At 70.6% G+C, this 21,073-nt stretch carries 20 protein-coding genes; 10 read left to right on the forward strand and 10 right to left on the reverse strand.

Annotated features, from left to right (window positions below; genetic code table 11):
• Window positions 1-61 precede the first annotated feature (61 nt).
• The 6 genes from pucL to IA22_RS0122550 form a co-directional block, all read right to left on the reverse strand.
• Window positions 62-994, reverse strand: a complete 933-nt coding sequence (gene pucL, locus IA22_RS0122525; protein ID WP_014153181.1) for a factor-independent urate hydroxylase — start codon at window positions 992-994, stop codon at window positions 62-64.
• Window positions 995-1,000: 6 nt separating this feature from the next.
• Window positions 1,001-1,393 (reverse strand): hydroxyisourate hydrolase, encoded by a 393-nt coding sequence (uraH, locus tag IA22_RS0122530; protein WP_014153182.1) that lies wholly within the window; start codon window positions 1,391-1,393, stop codon window positions 1,001-1,003.
• Between the two features lie 40 nt (window positions 1,394-1,433).
• Window positions 1,434-1,940 (reverse strand): 2-oxo-4-hydroxy-4-carboxy-5-ureidoimidazoline decarboxylase, encoded by a 507-nt coding sequence (gene uraD / locus IA22_RS0122535; protein WP_014153183.1) that lies wholly within the window; start codon window positions 1,938-1,940, stop codon window positions 1,434-1,436.
• A gap of 154 nt (window positions 1,941-2,094) precedes the next feature.
• Window positions 2,095-2,472 (reverse strand): helix-turn-helix domain-containing protein, encoded by a 378-nt coding sequence (locus tag IA22_RS0122540; RefSeq protein WP_014153184.1) that lies wholly within the window; start codon window positions 2,470-2,472, stop codon window positions 2,095-2,097.
• Window positions 2,469-2,720 carry a YkoF family thiamine-binding protein gene (locus IA22_RS0122545; RefSeq protein ID WP_014153185.1) on the reverse strand — a complete coding sequence of 84 codons (252 nt, stop codon included), beginning with the start codon at window positions 2,718-2,720 and terminating at the stop codon, window positions 2,469-2,471. Before IA22_RS0122545 ends, IA22_RS0122540 begins: the two co-directional genes overlap by 4 nt.
• 116 nt (window positions 2,721-2,836) lie before the next feature.
• A complete protein-coding gene (locus IA22_RS0122550; protein WP_015579366.1) occupies window positions 2,837-3,679 on the reverse strand; it encodes a GntR family transcriptional regulator in 843 nt (280 codons plus the stop codon).
• Window positions 3,680-3,918: 239 nt separating this feature from the next.
• Here IA22_RS0122550 and IA22_RS0122555 point away from each other — a divergent pair, with 239 nt between their 5' ends.
• The 8 genes from IA22_RS0122555 (at window position 3,919) to IA22_RS0122590 (ending at window position 13,693) form a co-directional block, all read left to right on the forward strand.
• Window positions 3,919-5,184 (forward strand): extracellular solute-binding protein, encoded by a 1,266-nt coding sequence (locus tag IA22_RS0122555; protein ID WP_030124649.1) that lies wholly within the window; start codon window positions 3,919-3,921, stop codon window positions 5,182-5,184.
• Window positions 5,185-5,225: 41 nt separating this feature from the next.
• Entirely contained in the window at window positions 5,226-6,194 is a 969-nt protein-coding gene (locus IA22_RS0122560; protein ID WP_030124650.1) for a carbohydrate ABC transporter permease, read from the forward strand.
• The gene (locus IA22_RS0122565; RefSeq protein ID WP_030124651.1) at window positions 6,191-7,030 is read left to right on the forward strand and encodes a carbohydrate ABC transporter permease; all 840 of its coding nucleotides are present in this window, start codon (window positions 6,191-6,193) and stop codon (window positions 7,028-7,030) included. The genes IA22_RS0122560 and IA22_RS0122565 overlap by 4 nt, the downstream gene beginning before the upstream one ends.
• Before the next feature lie 65 nt (window positions 7,031-7,095).
• Window positions 7,096-8,652 (forward strand): beta-N-acetylhexosaminidase, encoded by a 1,557-nt coding sequence (locus IA22_RS0122570; protein WP_030124652.1) that lies wholly within the window; start codon window positions 7,096-7,098, stop codon window positions 8,650-8,652.
• Between the two features lie 34 nt (window positions 8,653-8,686).
• On the forward strand, window positions 8,687-10,117 hold the full coding sequence (locus IA22_RS0122575; protein ID WP_030124653.1) for a cellulose binding domain-containing protein: 1,431 nt from the start codon (window positions 8,687-8,689) through the stop codon (window positions 10,115-10,117).
• A gap of 158 nt (window positions 10,118-10,275) precedes the next feature.
• Window positions 10,276-11,115, forward strand: a complete 840-nt coding sequence (locus tag IA22_RS0122580; RefSeq protein ID WP_015579361.1) for a TIM barrel protein — start codon at window positions 10,276-10,278, stop codon at window positions 11,113-11,115.
• A gap of 43 nt (window positions 11,116-11,158) precedes the next feature.
• The gene (locus tag IA22_RS0122585; RefSeq protein WP_015579360.1) at window positions 11,159-12,052 is read left to right on the forward strand and encodes a 2-hydroxy-3-oxopropionate reductase; all 894 of its coding nucleotides are present in this window, start codon (window positions 11,159-11,161) and stop codon (window positions 12,050-12,052) included.
• Window positions 12,053-12,235: 183 nt separating this feature from the next.
• The gene (locus IA22_RS0122590; RefSeq protein ID WP_030124654.1) at window positions 12,236-13,693 is read left to right on the forward strand and encodes a catalase; all 1,458 of its coding nucleotides are present in this window, start codon (window positions 12,236-12,238) and stop codon (window positions 13,691-13,693) included.
• 273 nt (window positions 13,694-13,966) lie between these two features.
• On the opposite strand, the gene IA22_RS0122595 is transcribed toward IA22_RS0122590, so the two are convergent.
• Window positions 13,967-14,416: a DUF6083 domain-containing protein gene (locus tag IA22_RS0122595; protein ID WP_030124655.1), complete on the reverse strand. Its 450-nt coding sequence runs from the start codon at window positions 14,414-14,416 to the stop codon at window positions 13,967-13,969.
• A gap of 262 nt (window positions 14,417-14,678) precedes the next feature.
• Entirely contained in the window at window positions 14,679-16,463 is a 1,785-nt protein-coding gene (gcl, locus tag IA22_RS0122600) for a glyoxylate carboligase (protein ID WP_081889880.1), read from the reverse strand.
• A gap of 255 nt (window positions 16,464-16,718) precedes the next feature.
• Between gcl and IA22_RS0122605 the strand changes: the two genes are divergently transcribed.
• Both IA22_RS0122605 and IA22_RS0122610 read left to right on the forward strand, forming a co-directional pair.
• Window positions 16,719-17,444, forward strand: a complete 726-nt coding sequence (locus IA22_RS0122605) for a hypothetical protein (RefSeq protein WP_030124657.1) — start codon at window positions 16,719-16,721, stop codon at window positions 17,442-17,444.
• Window positions 17,445-17,536: 92 nt separating this feature from the next.
• A complete protein-coding gene (locus IA22_RS0122610; protein ID WP_015579355.1) occupies window positions 17,537-17,758 on the forward strand; it encodes a hypothetical protein in 222 nt (73 codons plus the stop codon).
• A 21-nt stretch (window positions 17,759-17,779) separates the two neighbouring features.
• Here the strand turns inward: IA22_RS0122610 and IA22_RS0122615 are convergent, their stop codons facing one another.
• Window positions 17,780-19,387, reverse strand: a complete 1,608-nt coding sequence (locus tag IA22_RS0122615) for an AMP-binding protein (protein ID WP_014153199.1) — start codon at window positions 19,385-19,387, stop codon at window positions 17,780-17,782.
• Window positions 19,384-21,060: an AMP-binding protein gene (locus IA22_RS0122620; RefSeq protein WP_030124658.1), complete on the reverse strand. Its 1,677-nt coding sequence runs from the start codon at window positions 21,058-21,060 to the stop codon at window positions 19,384-19,386. The genes IA22_RS0122615 and IA22_RS0122620 overlap by 4 nt, the downstream gene beginning before the upstream one ends.
• Between the last annotated feature and the right edge of the window lie 13 nt (window positions 21,061-21,073).

The following is a 21,073-nucleotide window of genomic DNA, read 5'->3' on the forward strand; positions in this document are numbered from 1 at the left end:
CCCTCCGGGATGACCGGTCCCCGCCCGTCCGGGGGCGGACGGGGACCGGTTCAGCTCCGCGTCAGAGGTTGGTCATGTCGACCGGGATCTTCGGCTCGACGCCGTCCCGGAGCACCGTCGCCTCGATGAGGCCGTACGGGCGGTCCGCCGCGAAGTACACGGCACCGTCGGCCGTGTCGTTCTCCAGGCCGAACGGTTCGAGGTCCACCAGGAAGTGGTGGTTGTTCGGCAGGGAGAAGCGGATCTCGTCGATCTCGCTGCGGCTGTTGATGATGCGCGAACCCATCTGGTAGAGGGTCTGCTGGAGCGAGAGGGAGTAGGTCTCAGCGAAGGCCTGGAGCATGTGCTTGCGCGCCTGCTCGTAGGACTTCTCCCAGTTGGGCATGCGCTGTTCGTCGCCGGTCCAGTTGTAGCGCCACCGGGCGGAGACGTCGGTCGCGAGGATGCGGTCGTACGCCTCCTTCAGCGTCGTGTACCTGTCCTTGACGTAGCCCCAGAACTCGGAGTTGGTGGAGTTCATCACCGTGAGGTCCTTGAGGCCCGAGATGACCTCCCACTTCTCACCGTCGAAGGTGATCTGTGTGGTGCGCGTCTCCTGGCCCTTGCGGACGAAGGAGTGCTTGACCTCGTCGGCGCCGATGAACTTCGAGTTGCCGTCGGAGGTCGCGATGCGCTCCCAGGCGTACTCCTCGATCCTGATGCGCGCCACCTCGATCGGCTCCTGCGAGGTCACGAAGTGCCGGGCCAGGTGGATGCCGAACTGCTCGGCGGACTCTATGCCGTGTTCCTTGGCGAAGGCGTACACCGTGTTCTTGGTGGTGTCGGTCGGCAGGACGTTGGCGTTGGAGCCCGAGTAGTGGACGTCGTCCATGTCGCCGGAGAGGGCGACCGAGACGTTGAGGTCCTTGATGTGGTGGGTGTCGCCGTCCCGCGTGATCCTGACGACGCGGTTCTCTGCTTTGCCGTACTGGTTCTGGCCGAGAATCGTGGGCATTGTCTGCTAGCTCCCTCGGTAAACGGAGTAGCCGAACGGGTTGAGCAGCAGCGGTACGTGATAGTGCTCGCCCGGGGTGACGGCGAACGCGATCGCCACCTCCGGGAAGAACGCGCCGCTGTCCCTTACGCGGGGGGCGTCCTGCTGCGCCTCGGCTTGCTTCTTCGCGGTGAAGTACGACTCGGTGTCGAAGACGAGCCGTACGTGGGTGGTTCCTTCCGGCAGGGCCGGCAGGTCTTTGCAGCGCCCGTCCGCGTCGGTCGCGGATCCGCCGAGCGCCGCGTACTGTGCGTCGCCGCCGCTGCGGGCGGCGAGGGAGACGGTGACGGCTTCGGCGGGACGGCCGGTGCTGGTGTCCAGGACGTGGGTGGACACCGATGCGGTGGTGTCGGTGCTCAAGACCGTCACGCTCCTTGTTCTCGGAAGTGCAGTACGGGCCTCAGGAGTCCTGTACGAGGCGGGTCAGCCGGATGCGGTTGATCTTGCCCAGTTCGGTGCGGACGATCTCGCGTTCCCGCTCGGGCGGGTTCCCGATCCGGGCCTGCACCGCGTCGCGCATCTGCTCACCGGTGGCTCCGGTGGCGCAGATCAGGAAGACGTGTCCGAACCGCTCCTGGTAGGCCAGGTTGAGTTCGAGCATCTCCGCCTTCAGCTCCTCGGACGCGCCGGCCATCCCCCGCTGCTCACGGGCGGAGGCCGGGTCCCCGGGCGCGGGGCGGCCGATCGGCGGGTGGCCGGCCATGGCCTCGGCCAGGTCCTCCGCGGAGAGCTCGGCCAGGGCGGCGTCGCTCGCGGAGAGCAGGGCTTCGGTTCCGGCGTACGGCCGGTGGGCGAGGACGAGGTCTCCCCACGCCGCGCTGGCACAGACCTCGTGCAGCGCCGCTGCGGCCTCGGGGGCCGCCAGGGTGTTGAACCGGGTGAGGCCCGGTGTGGAGCTCGTAGTCACGGGAGCCTCCGTGGCTTTTTCGCTGTGCGTTGTCGGGCTGCGGATAGCTAACGCCCTTCGCAACACCACGTCAACAGTTTGTTGAAATTCCACGAACAGATGATGCCGCCGCCCGAGTTCCCGGACGACGGCATTGGACCCGCATTGCTCTCAGCTACTCACCCTTGGATGGATTGTCCCGGTTGAGATAGTTGTAGACGGTGAAACGGCTGACGCCGAGCGCGCCGGCCACGGTCTCCACCCCGTGTCGCACGGAGAAGGCACCGCGTGCCTCCAGGCTGCGCACCACCTCCTGCTTGGCCTTGCGGTCCAGCTCGGCCAGCGGCATTCCGTGCCGCCGCTCCATCGCGGTCAGGATGTGGTCGAGCGATTCGGAGAGCTGCGGGAGCCGCACCGCCATGACGTCCACGCCCTCCCACGCGAGCACGACGTCCTCGGTGGTGGCCTGCCCCGGGTCGAGCAGTTCGGCCCCCATGGCGTCGACGAGCGGCTTCACGGCGGTGACCAGCGGGTGGTCGGCCGGTCCGGTCACGGGGTGTCCTCCCCGATCACGTTGAGCTGGAGGGAGACGCGGGTGGCTCCCGAGGCGAGGGCCCGGCGCAGCAGCGAGTCCACCGCGGTGAGGACCTGGCCGGCGTCCCCCTCGGCGGTGTTCCCGAAGGGGCCCACGTCCACGGCGTCCAGATCGGCGGCCTGGATGACGTCGCGGGCCACCACCGCGTGGGCGGGTGCCTCGTCGAGATCGAAGGGCTCGGTGGTGAATTCCACCCTCAAGCGCACGGTGCCTCCCTCATGTCCCGCCGCGTCGGTCGGCTCGCACGGCTCGCCCCGACCCTAAGCCACCGGCCCCGCGACCCGGCGGGGCCCGGCGGAGCCCGGGCGACCGGGGCCGCGCCTCACGCCCCGGCCTGGATGTCCCCGCGGGTGGACGACGCGATCGGATCGCCGTGCGCGAAGTCCCCGGGCGGGATTCCCGGGTGGTGCCCGTCCCTGACCAGCGGGGCGGTGGCGGCGGCCGGGCCGAGCGCCAGCCGGGAGACGATCCGGTAGCGGTCGCCCCGGTAGAGCGAGTGGACGTACTCCACGGGCAGCCCGGCGGTGTCCGAGGTCAGGCGTTCGAAGAGCAGGGCCGGCGACAGCTCGGGGACCTCCAGGAGTCCGGCCTCGGCGCGTGTGACGACGGTGGGCTCGATGGCCTGGACCGCCTCGCGCACGTGCACCCCGTGGGTGTGCCGCAGGTGTTCGTAGAGATCGCCGTCCTCCAGCTCCTGCGCCGACAGGCCCGGCACCAGAGCCGCCCTGATGTGCAGGTGCTCGACGGCCATCGGGGCGCCGTCGACGAGGCGCAGCCGGGCGACGTACACGATCTCCTCGGCGGGCGACATCCGCAGCTTGCGGCCGACCCGGGCTCCGGCCGGGAGGGTCGTGAACTCCAGCAGCCTGCTCGACCACGCTCCGGCCGCCTGCGGCACGCTCAGGGAGAGGTCGGCGGAGACGAGTTCCTGGGTGATCTTCTCCGGCGCCACGAACATCCCGCGTCCGTGCTCCCGGACGAGCAGTCCGGCGGCCACGAGTTCGTCGACGGCGGCGCGCACGGTGGGGCGGGACACGTCGAGCAGGGCGCACAGGGCCCGCTCGGACGGGATGGCGTCCCCGGGGCTCCGGCTCTCGATCAGCTCGAGAACCGCGTCACGTGCCCGCTCCCGCTTGAGCAGGGTCCCCGGTACGTCGGCTTTCATGCTCGTCCCTCCGCGCGTCCCACCACCTTTACCAGTTGAGTCACTGGTCAGGGAGATTCTAACCACCTCCATCGAGATGAACAGAGGCCGGATGGCTCCGTTTCGCCCAAATTCCCTTTGTGCGCGCGGGGTTGACGGCCCCATTGGTCTATGCCACCTTCATCCACCACCGAGAGGTGAGCTGTCCAGTGGACTTCACTGGTCAGGTGGTCAGGTCTCTGCTCCCGTTGAGGTGAACCGTGAAGTACCGCTTGCTTGCCGGTGTGTCCGCGCTCGTGACGGCCGCCGCTCTCAGTGCCTGCAGCTCCGGTGGCGACGGTGCCGGCGAGGCCGGGGGCGCGACGACGGTCGATGTCTGGCTGATGCGGGACAGCGTCTCCGCAGCCTTCCAGAAGGAGTTCACCGAAGGCTTCGAGGCCGCGCACCCGGACATCGACGTGAAGATCCAGATCCAGGAATGGGACGGCATCGGCCAGAAGATCACCGCCGCCCTGGCCGGCAACGACGCCCCGGACGTGATCGAGGCGGGCAACACCCAGGTGGGGCAGTTCGCGGAGAGCGGCGGGCTGCTGGACCTCAGCGACAGGAAGGACGAGCTGGACGGCGGCGACTGGCTGAAGGGGCTGGCCGAGCCGGGTGCGTACGACGGGAAGCAGTACGGCATCCCGTACTACGCCGCCAACCGGGTCGTGGTCTACCGCAAGGACCTCTTCGAGAAGGCCGGCGTCGACCCCGCGGAGCTCACCACGCGCGAGGAGTGGATCGCCGCCACCACGAAGCTGAACAGGGGCGGCACCCAGGGCATCTACCTGCCCGGACAGCTCTGGTACGCGCTGGCCGGCTTCGTCTGGGACGAGGGCGGGGACCTGGCGACCGAGTCAGGCGGCCGGTGGAAGGGGGCGCTCGACACCCCGGAGGCGCTGCGCGGCATGGCCTTCTACGCGCGGCTCCAGGCGCTCGGCAAGGGCCCCCGGGACTCCGACGAGGACGACCCGCCCCAGGCCGAGGTGATGGCCCAGGGCCAGGTCGCCCAGGTCATCTCCACCCCGGGCGGCGCCAACGTGGTCGTCGAGAACAACCCGGAACTCAAGGGGAAGCTCGGCTTCTTCCCGATCCCGGGGAAGACGGCGGGCACGCCGGGCGCGGTGTTCACCGGCGGCTCCGACCTGGTCGTCCCGGCGGCGGCCGGGCATCCGGACGCGGCGCTGACCTTCATCAAGGAACTGACGGGCGACGCCTGGCAGAAAAAGCTCGCGGTGGCCATGAGCTACGTCCCGAACCGGACGTCGCTCGCCCCGGCCGTGGCGGACGACCCGGGCGCCTCGGCGATGGCCGTCGGCGCGGCGCACGGACACGCGACACCGAACACCCCGGGCTGGGCGGCCGTGGAGGCCGAGAACCCGGTCAAGGACTACATGACCGCGGTCCTCACCGGTGGTGACGCGAAGCAGGAGGCGGCCAAGGCCTCCGCCGACATCACGCGCGCCATGAACGCCGGTTCCTGATCCGGCCCCGTCCATGTCCCGTCACCGAGAGGAGGCCCGCCGTGCCGGCTGTCCGTGAAAGACCCGCGCCACGCGTCCACCGCCCGCCGAAGGCGCCGCCGGGGCGGCGGGCCGGAAGACCCCCGCGCGACCTCTGGCCCTACGCCCTGATCGCGCCCGCGATCGGCGGCATGCTCTATCTGCTCGTGTACCCGCTGGTGCGCGCCGTGGTGATCTCCCTCCAGGACTTCCGGCTCCGCCAGCTGATCAGCGGGGGCGCCGAGTTCGTGGGACTGCGCAACTACCGGACGCTGCTGTCCGACCCGCGCTTCTGGGAGGTGACCGGCCGCACCTTCGTCTTCATGGCCGTCGACGTCGTCCTGATCATGGTCATCTCGACGCTGGTCGCACTGATGACGGAGCGGCTGCACCGGGTCGGCCGGACTGTCGTCCTCTGCTCGCTGGTGCTCGCCTGGGCCATGCCCGTGGTCGCGGCGACGACGGTCTTCCAGTGGCTGTTCCACTCGGAGTTCGGCATCGTCAACCAGACGCTCACCGGCCTCGGTTTCGGGTCCTTCGACCGCTACCCGTGGTTCGCGAACGGCACGGCGTCCTTCACGATCCTGGTCCTGCTGATCGTCTGGCAGTCGGTGCCGTTCGCGGCGGTCACCCTCTACTCCGCCCTGACCACGGTCCCGGCCGAGCTGTACGAGTCGGCGCGCCTGGACGGCGCCTCCGCCTCCCGCGTCTTCCGCTCGGTCACCTTCCCGATGCTGCGGCCGATCTTCATGCTGGTCCTCTCCCTGGAGGTGATCTGGACCTTCAAGGCCTTCGTCCAGATCTGGGTGATGACCCGCGGCGGTCCCGGCGACGCGACCACCATCCTGCCCGTGTACGCGGTCCAGACGGCGCTCTCCAGCCAGCGCTACGACCTGGGATCGGCCGCGTCGATGATCACCGTGGTCCTGATGTCCGGGGTACTGGTCCTCCACTTCCGCCAGATGTTCCGACAGGAGGACGACCCGCGATGACCTCACCGCGCTTCCGGATCCGGCGGATCCCGCTGAACGCCGCCGCCGTCGTGACCGTCGTGGTGTGCCTGTTCCCGGTGTACTGGATGATCTCCACCGCGTTCAAGCCGTCCCGGGACATCCAGTCGGCCGAGCCACGGCTCGTCCCCCGCACCTGGACGCTGGACCACTTCCGCCGGGCGGTGCAGGCGGACGGCTTCGAACTGTTCTGGCGCAACAGCGTCCTGGTCACCCTCGGGGCCGTGCTGCTCTCCCTGCTCGTGGCGCTCGGCGCGTCGTTCGCCGTCGCACGGCTGCGGTGGAAGGGCCGGCGGCAGTTCATGCTGCTGGTCTTCGTCGCCCAGATGGCGCCCTGGGAGTCGCTGATCATCCCGATCTACATCATCTCGCGCGACACGGACATGCTCGACCGGCTGCCCACCCTCACCCTCGTCTACTTCATGATCACGCTCCCTTTCACGATCGTGGTCCTGCGGGGGTTCCTCGCGACGATCCCGCCCGAGCTGGAGGAGGCCGCCCAGGTCGACGGCTGCACGAGGACGGGGGCGTTCGTACGGGTGGCCCTGCCGCTGCTCGCCCCCGGACTGATGGCCACCTCGCTGTTCGGATTCATCACCGCCTGGAACGAGTTCGCCTACGCCAACTTCCTGATCATCAAGCAGCAGGACAACCGCACCCTGCCCGTCTGGCTCTCGTCGTTCCAGAACACCTTCGGCACGGACTGGGGCGCCACCATGGCCGCCTCGACGCTCTTCGCCCTGCCCGCGCTCGTGATCTTCCTGCTGCTCCAGCGCCATGTGACCTCCGGCTTCGCGGCCGGCGCGGTCAAGGGCTGAGCCCGCCGGGCACCCCGCGGACCCGTCCACGCGAACCGCCCGACTCCCCGAACCCGGAGGCACCCGTGCCCGCATCACGTCCCGAGCTCTCCCTCGTCCCCCGGCCCCGCACGCTCTCGCCGCGCCCGGGCCGCCTCACCCTCGGTAAGGGCACCTCCGTACGGGCCCTTCCGGGCGCGGAAGCGGCGGCCGGGCTGCTGCGGACGCTCCTCGGCCCGACGACCGGGCTGCCCCTTCCCCCGTCGTCCGAGGGCCGCGTCGTCCTGGCGCTCGACCCGCAGCTGGGCGGGCTGGGCGACGAGGGGTACGGCCTCACGATCGGACCGGAGACCCTGCTGCTGAGGGCCGCCCGGCCCGACGGCCTGCTCCGGGGTGTCCAGACGATCCGGCAGCTGCTGCCGCCCGACGCGCTGTCGGGCGGCGCGTCCGACCGGTCCTGGGAGCTGCCGTGCGTCGAGATCAGCGATGTGCCCCGGTACCGCTGGCGCGGCACGATGCTCGATGTCGCCCGGCACTTCCAGCCGGTCTCCTGTCTGCGCCGTTACGTGGACCTGATGGCGCTGCACAAGCTCAACGTCCTGCATCTGCATCTGACGGACGACCAGGGCTGGCGGATGCCGGTCGACGCCCTCCCCCGGCTGACCTCGGTGGGCGGGCACCGGGCGCAGTCGCTGTCCGACGGTGTACCGCACGCGGGGGCGTACACCAAGGCCGAGCTGCGCGACCTGGTCCGTCACGCGCGGGAGCGGGGGGTGACCGTCGTGCCGGAGATCGAGATGCCGGGACATGTGCGCGCCGCTCTGGCGGCCTACCCCGCGCTCGGCAACCGGCCAGGGCGCCAACTGGACGTCTGGACCAGGTGGGGCGTCTGCGACACCGTGTTCGGCGTCCACGAGGAGGTCTTCGACTTCTGCCGGACCGTGCTCCAGGAGGTCATGGACGTCTTCCCGTCCCCCTACATCCACCTCGGCGGCGACGAATGCCCCACGGGCGAATGGGAGGACAGCCCCGCGGCCCGGGACCGTGCGGCGGCCGCGGGGCTCTCCGGCCCCGGCGGCCTGCACGGCTGGTTCATGGGCAGGGTCGGCTCGTTCCTCGTGGAGCAGGGACGCCGGCCGGTCGGCTGGGCCGAGACGGGGGGCGAACTGCCGCCCGAGTTCACGGTGATGACGTGGCGCGACCCCGCGCTCGCGGCGGCGCGGCGCGGGCACCAGGTGGTGGCCGCGCACCACCGTGCCACGTACCTGGACTACGCCCAGTCCACGGATCCGGACGAGCCCCCCGGCCAGCGGGGCGCCCTCGTCCCCCTGCACGCGGTGCACGCCGGCGACCCGGTGCCGCGGGGCGCGGGACCGGAGGAGGCGTCCCGTGTCCTGGGCACCCAGGCCCAGTTGTGGACCGAGTACGTGAGGACGCCGGAGCAGATCGAGTACCTGGCCTACCCCAGGCTGTGCGCGCTGGCCGACCGCGCCTGGTCCGGCGGGCGCAGCGACTGGCCCGGCTTCGTCGAGCGGCTGCGCGACCACACCGCCCGGCTGGACGCCCTCGGCGTCCGGTACCGGCCCCTCACCACGCGGTCCCTGGCGACCGCGTCCGCAGGTACAGCGCGACCCCCTCGGTAAGTCATCCCCCACCGTTCCGGAGAGGAACACCGCCATGAGCACATTCCGCAGGAGCCGTATCCGCGCGGCGGCGGCCGCCGCCGTGACCCTGGCGCTGGGCTGCACGGCCCTCGCCGCCCTGCCCGCGACCGCCGGTGCCGCGGCGGCCGGCGGGCTCGTCGTCCAGTACCGCACGAGCGCGTCCGGGGCCACGGCCGACCAGAGCGAACCGTGGCTGAAGGTCCGCAACACGGGCAGCACGAGCGTGCCGCTCGCGGACGTCAAGGTGCGCTACTACTTCAAGGGCGACTCCGCCTCGGCCGCGTACCGTTTCGCCTGCTCATGGGCGGTGAAGGGGTGCGCGAACATCACCGGGACGTTCGGAACCCTGCCGAACCCGACCGCCACCGCCGACCGGTACCTGGAGATCGCCTTCACCCCGGGTGCGGGCAGCCTCGCTCCGGGTGCCGACACCGGGGACATGCAACTGCGCTTCCACCGCGCGGACTGGCAGACCCTGAGGCAGAGCGACGACTACTCGTTCGGCGCCGAGCGGAGCACCTACGCCGACTGGTCCCGGGTCACCGCCCGGCTGGGCGGGGTCACGGCCTGGGGCGAGGCTCCGGGCGGTGACGGCCCGACCGATCCGACCGATCCCCCCACCGACCCGCCGGCCGACGGGCCCACGCTGTTCGACGACTTCAACTACACGGGTCACGCGGACCCGAGGATCGCGGCGAACGGCTGGAGTGTCCGTTCGAACTCCGGTGGCCCCGGTGTGCCGGGAGCCGTCTGGGCGCCCGAGAAGGTCACGTTCGCGAGCCGGGACGGCAACTCGATCATGAATCTGGAGACGTCGACCGCCGGTACGGGCGCCTCCACGGTGCAGACGGAGATCCTCACGAAGTCCATGAAGTTCCGCAACGGCACCTATGCGGCCCGCGTGAAGTTCAGCGACGCCCCGAGGTCGGGCCCGGACGGCGACCACCTCGTCCAGACCTTCTTCACGATCAACGACCTGAAGGCGCCGATGGCGGACGACTACGCGGAGTACGACTTCGAGTACCTGCCCAACGGCGGGTGGGGCGAGCCGTCGAACATCCTTTACACCACGTCCTGGGAGACCTACCGGCCCGATCCCTGGGAGGCGGTCAACCAGCACAGTGAGGCGCGCGTGAGCTATGCCGGGTGGCACGACCTGGTGGTGACGATCGACGGCGGCGCCATCACGTACTACGTCGACGGGCAGCTCTTCGGCACGCACGGGGCGGCGTACCTCCCGGAGCGGCCCATGTCGATCAACTTCAACCAGTGGCTGATCGACCTGGCCGGTCGGACCAGCACCACCCCGCGCGCGTACGACCAGCAGGTGGACTACGTGCTGCACGTGAAGGACCAGGTCCTCACCCCGGCCCAGGTGTCGGCTCTGGTGAGCGGTTACCGGGCGGCGGGCACGACCTTCCGGGACACGGTGCCAGGGGTCTGACCAGGGAGATGTGAACGGGGGCGGGGTGGAGGCCGGGGTGGCCTCCGCCCCGCTCCCGTCCGCCCCGGAATCGGGGCGGCCTCTTGACAGCCCCCTCACCGGCCGGGCAATCTTCCGTTGAGCAGAAACCAACTTCCGCAATACGGAAGGAGCGCATGATGGGCTTCTCGGACCAGCGCTTCGATGTGAACCTCTCGATCCTCTTCACCGAACTCCCGCTCCTGGAGCGCCCGGCGGCGGCAGCCGCCGCGGGGTTCACGGCGGTCGAGCTCTGGTGGCCCTGGATCGAGACCCCCACCCCGGCGCAGACCGAGCTCGACGCCCTGAAGAAGGCGCTCGACGACGCGGGAACGCAGCTGGTGGGGCTGAACTTCTACGCGGGCCGGCTCCCCGGCCCCGACCGCGGGGCGCTCTCCCTGCCCGGCGAGGAGTCGGACCGCTTCCGCGCCAACATCGACGTGGCCGCGGACTTCGCCGCCTCGGTCGGCTGCAAGGCGCTCAACGCCCTCTACGGCAACCGCGTCGAGGGCGTGGACCCGGCCGTCCAGGACGAACTGGCCCTGGAGAACCTGGTCCTGGCCGCCCGCGCGGCCCACCGGATCGGGGCGACCCTGCTGATCGAGACCCTCAACGGCACGGAGTCGCCGCTCTACCCGCTGGTGAGCGCACCGGCCGGCGTCGAGGTCGTCGACCGTGTCAACGAGGCGACGGGCCTGGGCAACGCCACCTTCCTGCTGGACCTGTACCACCTGTCGATGAACGGCGAGGACCTCAGCCAGGTGATCAAGACGTACGCCGCGAGGACCGGCCACGTCCAGATCGCCGACAACCCGGGGCGCGGCGCGCCCGGCACCGGCTCGCTCCCGCTGGAGCGGCTCCTCGACGAGCTGACCGAGGCCGGTTACGACGGCCGGGTCGGCCTGGAGTACAAGCCGGGCGACCGCCCGAGCGCGGAGGCCTTCGACTGGCTCCCCGCCGAGGCCCGGCCGGCCCGCTGAGGCCACCCGCCCCACGTACACACGCTCAACGGAAGGCACCCTCATGAGCAGCAATCTCCCCACGGTCGCCTGGATCGGCCTCGGCATCATGGGCTCGCCCATGTCCGAGAACCTGGTGAAGGCCGGTTACCAGGTGACCGGTTACACCCTGGAGCAGGACAAGGTCGACCGGCTCGTCGCGGCGGGCGGCCGGGGTGCCGCCTCCATCGCGGAGGCCGTCCGTGACGCCGACGTCGTCATCACGATGGTCCCGGCGTCCCCGCAGGTCGAGGCCATCGCGTACGGCCCGGACGGCATCCTGGAGAACGCCCGCGAGGGCGCCCTGCTGATCGACATGTCCTCGATCACGCCGCAGACCTCCGTGGACCTGGCGTCCCACGCGAAGGAGAAGGGCATCCGCGTGCTGGACGCCCCCGTCTCCGGCGGTGAGGCCGGAGCGATCGAGGCCGTCCTGTCCATCATGGTCGGCGGCGAACAGACCGACTTCGACAGCGCGAAGCCGCTGCTCGACGCACTCGGCAGGACCATCGTGCTGTGCGGGCCGCACGGCTCCGGCCAGACGGTGAAGGCGGCCAACCAGCTGATCGTCGCGGTCAACATCCAGGCCTGCGCCGAGGCCGTCGTCTTCCTGGAGAAGTCGGGCGTCGACCTGTCCGCCGCGCTCGACGTGCTCAACGGCGGACTCGCCGGCTCGACGGTCCTGACCCGCAAGAAGGAGAACTTCCTCAAGCGGGACTTCGCCCCGGGCTTCCGGATCGACCTTCACCACAAGGACATGGGCATCGTCACGGACGCCGCCCGCAACGTCGGCGCGGCGCTGCCCGTCGGCGCGGTCGTGGCCCAGCTCGTGGCCTCCCTGCGCGCCCAGGGCGACGGCGGCCTCGACCACTCGGCTCTGCTGCGCTCGGTCGAGCGGCTCTCCGGCTCCCAGGTCTGACACCCCGGCCCGCCCCAGGGCCCCCTGAACTCCGGGTCGCGGCGGCGCTGACACCTGTCCTGTCGCGCCCAGGCGTCGCCGCGTCCCGGAACCCTCTCCTCCAATTTCAACAAACTGTTGACGCGCTGATCGTGGCGAATCTACTCTCCTGAAACCGTCAGCAGCTCCGTACGGAAGGCCTCCATGTCCCAGCGTGTGCTCACGACCGAGTCAGGCGCCCCGGTCGCCGACAACCAGAACTCCGCCACGGCCGGCGCCGGCGGGCCGCTCCTCATCCAGGACCAGCACCTGCTGGAGAAGCTCGCCCGCTTCAACCGTGAGCGCATCCCGGAGCGCGTGGTCCACGCCCGCGGCTCCGGCGCGTACGGCTACTTCGAGGTGACGGACGACGTCACCGGGTTCACCCGCGCCGACTTCCTCTCCGAAGTGGGCCGCCGCACCGAGACGTTCGTCCGCTTCTCCACCGTCGCCGACTCGCTGGGCGGCGCCGACGCCGTGCGCGACCCCCGCGGTTTCGCGCTGAAGTTCTACACGAACGAGGGCAACTACGACCTCGTCGGCAACAACACGCCGGTCTTCTTCATCAAGGACCCGCTGAAGTTCCCCGACTTCATCCACTCGCAGAAGCGCGACCCCTTCACGGGGCGCCAGGAGCCGGACAACGTCTGGGACTTCTGGGCGCACTCCCCCGAGTCGACGCACCAGATCACCTGGCTGATGGGCGACCGCGGCATCCCCGCCTCCTACCGTCACATGAACGGCTTCGGCTCGCACACCTACCGGTGGACGAACGCGCAGGACGAGGCCTTCTTCGTGAAGTACCACTTCAGGACGAACCAGGGCGTGCGCTCGCTCTCCGCCGAGCAGGGCGCCGAACAGGTCGGCAAGGACGCCAACTCGCACCAGACGGACCTGCTCCAGGCCATCGAGCGGGGCGTCAACCCGTCCTGGACGCTGCACGTCCAGGTGATGCCCGCCGCCGAGGCCGCGGACTACCGCTTCAACCCGTTCGACGTCACGAAGGTGTGGCCGCACGCCGACTACCCGCTCCAGCGGGTCGGCCGCCTGGTCCTGGACCGCAACCCGGACAACGTCTTCGCCGAGGTGGAGCAGGCGGCGTTCTCCCCGAACAACTTCGTGCCCGGCATCGGCCCGTCCCCGGACAAGATGCTCCAGGGCCGGCTGTTCGCCTACGCCGACGCGCAGCGCTACCGCCTGGGCGTCAACCACACCCAGCTCCCGGTCAACGCTCCGAAGGCGGCGACCGTCGACCACTACGGCCGCGACGGGCTGCACGCCACCCGCTACGGCTCGCGCCAGGACAAGAACTACGAGCCCAACTCCTACGCCGGTCCCGCGCAGACCGGGCAGGCCCTGGCGGCCCCGCTCGCGGTCGACGGCTGGACGGGCACGCACGAGGCGCCCGCCCACACCAAGGACGACGACTTCTTCCAGGCCGGCGAGCTCTACCGGCTGATGTCGGCGGACGAGAAGGACCGTCTGGTCGCCAACATCGCCGGTGGGCTCTCGCAGGTCACCCGTGACGACGTCATCGAGAAGAACCTCGCACACTTCCACGCCGCCGACGCCGACTACGGCAGGCGCGTGGAGGAGGCCGTCCGCGCCCTGCGCGAGGACTGAGCCTCCCACCGGACCCTGCCCGTGCCACGCACCCGGATGAGGGGTGGCGCACGGCACCGGCAGGACGGGGCCGCGGCGGCGGACGACGCCAGTGCGGTGGCGAAGGGCCGGGCGGCCCGGTTCCGGACCTGAGGGAACCGCTCCGCCCGCCGCCCGCGTCCACCGTCGCGGTCGCCGTGGAACACAGGGCAGCAGGGGTGCGGTGCAGGCCGGTTCGGCCTGCACCGCACCCCTGCTTTCATGTGCGCCAGCCGCCGGCCACGGGGAGCGGGGTCACCCCGTGTCCGGGAGATCCTCTCCGGGGAGGTCGAACAGGCGTTGTGTGCGCTGCCCGTTGTGGTGCCGCAGGGCCGTCACCCACGGCCAGTGGTCCTCGGGCTCCAGACACGGACAGGCGATGCGGTGCGGGATGCGGCACATCGCGCCGGGCAGCGGCTCCGCGTCCCACAGGTTCATGGCGGTACCCGTCGAGGTGATGATCCACCGCCGCCGGGGCGGGACGGTGTGGGCCGGGACGAGGATGCGGGGCTCCAGCAGGATCCAGTGCCCCGGATAGCCGGTGGCGTACCGGTCCTGCGGGAGTTCGCAGAACGGGCACTCGGGTGGCGCGGGTGGTCGTGGGGCGGTGGCACCTTCGAGGAGCGCGTGGAAGGCTGCCGTCAGATGGTCGGAGTCGCCGTCGGGCCGGTCCGGGCAGGACGCGTGGTACTCGGTGTCCCCCATGGGCCAAGGATCCGGGCGGGGACCACGGTTCGGGTAGGACGCGATCCGGCCGCACCGCGTGGGACGGATGCCCCGCGGTGTGCCGGAGGACGCCCCGTGAGGCACCCGCGGACACCGGAGCCACGGAGAGCGGGGCCGGACCCCGCCCCTGCCGGCTCCACGACGCGCGCGGACGACACCGGGGCCCGGCCCGCGCACGCCTCCCGGTCGGGAGGAGTGGGCGGGCCGGGCCCCGGTGGGCTTCCGGCGGTGGCCCGCGAGGTCAGGAGACCGCCAGCGGGCGGATCGCGGTCGGGGCGTGCCCGGGCTCGGTCGCCACGTCCTCGAACTCGTTGACGGACGCGATGTCCGTCCCGCTCATCGAGATGTTGGTGACCCGCTCCAGGATCGCCTCGACGACGACGGGCACCCGGTGTTCCACCGCGAGCTTCTTCGCCTCCTCGAAGGCGGGCAGCAGCCGGTCCGGCTCGGTGACCCGGATCGCCTTGCAGCCCAGCCCTTCGACGACCTTGACGTGGTCCACGCCGTAGACGCCCAGCTCCGGGGAGTTCTGGTTCTCGAACTCCAGGTTGACCTGGAAGTCGATGTCGAAGGTGCGCTGCGCCTGCCGGATCAGCCCCAGGTAGGAGTTGTTCACCAGGACATGCACGTACGGGATGCGGTGCTGGGCGCCGACGGCGAGCTCCTCCAGCATGAACTGGAAGTCGTAGTCGCCGGAGAGGGCCACCACGGAGCCGTCCGGGTCGGCCGTGGCGACGCCCAGCGCGGCGGGGATCGTCCAGCCGAGCGGTCCGGCCTGGCCGCAGTTGATCCAGTGGCGGGGCCGGTAGACGTGCAGCATCTGCGCGCCCGCGATCTGGGAGAGGCCGATGGTGGTGACGTACCGGGTCTCGGGGCCGAACGCCCGGTTCATCTCCTCGTACACCCGCTGGGGCTTCAGCGGTACGTCGTCGAAGTGCGTACGGCGCTGCAGCGCGGCCCGGCGCTCCTGCGTGGACGCGGCCCAGACCGAGCGGTCCTTCAGCTCGCCCGCGTCCTTCAGCTCCCGTGCCACCTCGACGAGGAGCGCCAGCGCGGCCTTGGCGTCGGAGGCGATGCCGAGGTCCGGGGCGAAGATCCTGCCCAGCTGGGTGGGCTCGATGTCGATGTGGACGAAGGTGCGGCCCTGCCGGTAGACGTCCAGCTTGCCGGTGTGACGGTTGGCCCAGCGGTTGCCGACGCCGAGGACGAAGTCGGACTCCAGGAAGTTGGCGTTGCCGTAGCGGTGCGACGTCTGGAGGCCGACCATGCCCGCGTTCAGGTCGTGGTCGTCGGGGAGGATGCCCCAGCCCATCAGGGTGGGGACGACCGGGACGCCGGTCAGCTCGGCGAACTCCACCAGGAGTTCCGAGGCGTCGGCGTTGATGATGCCGCCGCCCGCGACGAGCAGCGGCCGCTCGGAGGCGTTGAGCATCTGGATCGCCCGCTCGATCTGCTTGCGGCTCGCGGCGGGCTTGTGGACGGGCAGCGGCTCGTACAGTTCCGGGTCGAACTCGATCTCGGTGAGCTGCACGTCGATCGGGAGGTCGATGAGGACCGGCCCGGGCCGTCCCGTGCGCATCAGGTGGAAGGCCTGCTGGAAGACGCCCGGGACCTGCGCGGCCTCCAGGACGGTGGTCGCGGCCTTGGTCACCGGCGCGGCGATCGACGCGATGTCGACGGCCTGGAAGTCCTCCTTGTGGAGGACGGCGGTCGGCGCCTGCCCCGTGATGCAGAGGATCGGGATCGAGTCGGCGACGGCCGAGTAGAGGCCGGTGATCATGTCGGTGCCCGCCGGCCCCGACGTACCGATGCAGACACCGATGTTCCCGGCGCGGGCGCGGGTGTAGCCCTCCGCCATGTGGGAGGCGCCCTCGACGTGCCGCGCGAGTGTGTGCCGCACCCCGCCGGAGGCCTTGAGGGCCGCGTAGAACGGGTTGATCGCCGCACCCGGCACGCCGAACGCGTTGCTGACACCTTCGCGCTTGAGGATCTCAACTGCCGCTCGGGCAGCGGTCATACGAGGCATGAGAGCTCCTGCTCGGACTTGGTGGAGTCGGGCTCTGTCGCGCCACCTGAGAGCACCAATTCCGTATTACGGAAAAGTAGTTCTGCTATACGGAATCAACTTAGGGCGGCTCCGCACGGCCGTCAAGGGAGGGGGGTCAAAGGGGCGGAGAGGGACTGCTCAAACATGCGATTCACTCCCCCGGGCGTCGCTCCTGGTGGACGATGGACACACGGAACGCAGTCGCCGCCGCGAGGCGGAGGAGAGGGGCAGCACGTGGAGTCCGTACCGGTGCGCTGCCCGGTCTGCCACCGCGACCACGCCTACGTCACGCCGGTCTACCCCTGCCCGTGCGGCGCCCCGACCGCCCCGCCGCTGATGCGCGGAGCGCCGGCCGTGGTCATCACGCACCGCACCTGGAACGACGACTGGGTCAGCGTGCGGTGCCATTCCTGCGGGCGCCGCGACCAGTGGCCGCACCCCGAACTCTGCTGCCCCTGCGGCTCCGTACTGCGGGTTCCCGTACGGCCGGTGGCCACCCAGGGGACCACCGCGCCGTCCCCCACCGGGGGTGCGGCGGGCCCGCCCCACATACCGCCGCCACCCACGGCCGCACACCCGCGCCCGTCGTTCCGGCCCCTGGTGATACGCACGGCCCGTGACGCGGTGAACACCGCGGCTCTCTACCTGAGATGGCTGGGCTTCCGCGACGTCGTCCAGCCCGAGGTGCGGACCGGCTCCAGGATCGACCTCCGGGCGGACGGACTCATCGCCCAGGTCGACGCGACCACCCGGCCCACCGTCCTGCGCGACGTCGAGTGCCTCTGGCTCAACGCACTCAACACATCGGTGTCCGGCGCGCTGTTCTCCCTGGCCGGCTACACGGACGAGGCCCGTTCACGCGCGGACGGCCTCGCCATCCCGCTGTTCGCCCTCGACCTCACCGGCACACCGCAGCCGGTGAACGGCCCGGCGGACGAGTTGGTCAGCACGGGCCCGTGACCGCCGGGCGCCTTCGCATGATTTCGGTCACCTGTGCCCTGCCAGCCGCATATGTTCGAGCTGTTGTCAGTATGAGGACGTACAGTGAAGGCATGGTCTTAACTCCTCGGCTTCCCACCCACTCCGGCTCGGTTTTCCTGACCCAGCCCGCCCACCCGTCCGCCGTCGAGGCCAACGAGGCGATCCGCGCGCTCGTCGACTCGCGGGCAGGCCAGGACTGGACGCCGATGGAGGCAGCGGAGTACGAGGTGCTGCTCATCGAGTGGGCGGCGGCGACCCAGGGCATAGGCTCCGGCGTCATCGAAGCAGCCTGACCCCGCGCCCTCCGGCTCGGGCTACGCCCCGTACCCCTCCCGCAGTTCGACCTTGCGGACCTTGCCGCTGACGGTCATCGGGAAGGCCTGAAGGATCCTCAGTTCACGCGGAATCTTGTAGTGGGCGAGCCGCTCGCGGCAGTACACCGTCAACTCGTCGAGCGTCGGCGGGTCGGCCGGGTCCAGGGGAATGACGCAGGCCAGGATCTCCTCGCCGTACCGCGCGTCGGGCACCCCGACCACCTGGACGTCCACGATCTTCGGGTGGCCGTGGAGGAACTCCTCGATCTCGCGCGGATAGACGTTCTCCCCGCCACGGATGATCATGTCCTTGATCCGGCCGACGATCTGCACGTACCCGTCCTCACGCATCACCGCGAGGTCCCCCGTGTGCATCCAGCGTCCCGCGTCGACGACTTCGGCGGTCCGCTCCGGCTGGTCCCAGTAGCCGAGCATCACGCTGTAGCCCCGGGTGCACAGTTCACCGGCCTCACCGCGCGGCAGGGTCACTCCGGTCACCGGGTCGATCACCTTCACCTCGATGTGCGGCATGACCCGGCCGACCGTGCCCGTCCGGCGCTCCAGGTCGTCGTCCCGGCGGGTCTGGGTGGAGACGGGCGAGGTCTCCGTCATGCCGTAGCAGATGGACACCTCGTCCATGTGCATCTCGGCCACGACCCTCTTCATCACCTCGACGGGGCAGGGCGAGCCGGCCATGATCCCGGTGCGCAGCGACGAGAGGTCGTACGAGGCGAAGCCGGGGAGTGCGAGCTCCGCGATGAACATCGTGGGCACGCCGTAGAGCGAGGTGCAGCGTTCCCGCTCGACGGCGGCCAGCACGGCGGCGGGCTCGAAGGCCGGTGCGGGGATCACGATGCAGGCACCGTGCGAGGTGATGCCGAGGTTGCCCATGACCATGCCGAAGCAGTGGTAGAAGGGCACGGGCAGACAGACCCGGTCCTCCTCGGTGTAGGCGACCATCTCGCCGACGAAGTAGCCGTTGTTCAGGATGTTGTGGTGGGAGAGCGTGGCTCCCTTGGGGAACCCGGTGGTCCCGGAGGTGTACTGGATGTTGATCGGGTCGTCGCACGACAACCCGGCTTCCCGCAGAGCCAGTTCCTCCGCCGTGACGGTGTCGGCGGCGGCCGTGAGCTCGTCCCAGGAAGGGTCGCCGATGTAGTGGACGGACCGCAGTGCGGGGCAGTCGGCGCGGACCTCTTCGACGAGCGCGCGGTAGTCGCTGGTCCGGTGGGCGAGCGAGGCGACCAGCAGGGAGATCCCGGCCTGTTCGAGCACGTAACTCAGCTCGTGGGCCCGGTAGGCCGGATTGATGGTGACCATGACGGCGCCGATGCGGGCCGTGGCGTACTGGACGAGGACCCATTCCGGGCAGTTGAGGGCCCAGATGCCGACCCGGTCGCCCTTGGCCACACCGGATGCCATCAGCCCGCGGGCCAGTTCCTCGACGGCCGCACCGAACTCGGTGTACGTCCAGCGGCGTCCGGACACCACGTCGACCAGTGCCTCACGCTCCCCGAACGCCTCGACCGCCCGGTCCAGGTTGCGTCCGATGGTGTCGCCGAGCAGCGGGGTGTCGCCGGTGCCGTGTGCGTAGGACAGGCCGCTCATCGCAGGTCCCCCTCGTCGAACTCGGTGCCGGTCCCCTGCGCCGTGCGCTCGCGCAGCTCGATCCTGCGGATCTTCCCGGAGACGGTCTTGGGCAGCTCGGCGAACTCCAGCCGGCGGATGCGCTTGTACGGGGCGAGGACCGACCTGGAGTGCTCGAACAGCACCTTGGCGGTGTCGGGCCCCGGCTCCCAGCCCTCGGCCAGCACCACGTACGCCTTCGGGACGGACAGCCGCACCGGGTCGGGCGCGGGCACGACCGCGGCCTCGGCGACCGCCTCGTGCTCCAGCAGGGCGCTCTCCAGCTCGAACGGGGAGATCTTGTAGTCGGACGCCTTGAAGACGTCGTCGGCCCGGCCGACGTAGGTGATGTAGCCGTCCTCGTCCCGCGCGCCGATGTCACCCGTGCGGTAGTAGCCGCCCGCCATGGCCTCGGCCGTGCGGTCGGGGTCCCCGTGGTATCCCGTCATCAGCCCGACGGGGGCGGCTGCCAGGTCGAGGGAGATCTCGCCCTCCGCCGCGCCCGGTTCACCGGTGACCGGGTCCAGGAGCTCGACAGCGAAACCGGGGCTGGGCCGCCCCATGGAACCCGCCTTGAGGAGCTGTCCCGGTGTGTTGGCCACCTGCACGGCGGTCTCCGTCTGCCCGAAGCCGTCCCGGATCGTGACGCCCCAGGCCCGCCGCACGCTCTCGATCACCTCGGGGTTGAGCGGCTCGCCGGCCGCGACGACCTCGCGCGGCGGCGTCCTCAACTGCGTCAGATCGGCCTGGATGAGCATTCGCCACACCGTCGGCGGGGCGCAGAAGCTGGTGACCGCCGAACGGTCCATCTCCGCCATGAGCCGGGCGGCGTCGAACCGGGTGTAGTTGAAGATGAAGACGGTGGCCTCGGCGCTCCACGGAGCGAAGAGGTTCGACCAGGCGTGCTTCGCCCAGCCGGGTGAGGAGATGTTCAGATGGACGTCCCCGGGCTTGAGGCCGATCCAGTACATCGTCGACAAGTGGCCCACGGGATAAGAGACATGGGTGTGCTCGACGAGCTTGGGGCTGGCGGTGGTGCCCGAGGTGAAGTAGAGCATCAGGGGCTCCCCGGCATCCGTCTCCCGGTCCGGGGTGAAGGTCTCCGGCGCCTCGTCGGCCCCGCTGTAGGAGAGCCAGCCGTCGACGTCGTCGCCGACGGCGATCCGGGTGTAGTCGCCGGGCACCTCGTCGAACTTGGCGGTGTCCGCCGACCGCACGAGGACGTGCCGGACCTTGCCGCGCCCGACCCGGTCGCGCAGGTCGGCGGGCCCCAGCAGCGGAGTGGCGGGGATGACGACGGCGCGCAGCTTCATCGCGGCCAGCGCCGTCTCCCACAGCTCGACCTGGTTTCCGAGCATGACGAGGATCCGGTCGCCCGCGGCCACGCCCTGGTCCCGCAGCCAGTTCGCGGCCCGGTCGGAGCGGGCCGCCATCCGGGCGAACGAGACCTCGGTGCGGCCGCCGTCCTCCTCCACGATGTGCAGGGCGGTGCGGTCGTTGTCCGCGGCGATGACGTCGAACCAGTCGAGCGCCCAGTTGAAGTAGTCGGGCCGGGGCCAGCTGAAGCCCGCGTACGCCGTGGCGTAGTCCTCACGGTGCTCGATCAGGAAGTCCCGGGCCGCCCGGAACGTCTCCGTCGCACTCGTTGCCGGCATGTGCCCTCCTCGT

Source organism: Kitasatospora papulosa (assembly GCF_000717245.1).
GTDB classification, from domain to species: Bacteria; Actinomycetota; Actinomycetes; order Streptomycetales; family Streptomycetaceae; genus Streptomyces; species Streptomyces papulosus.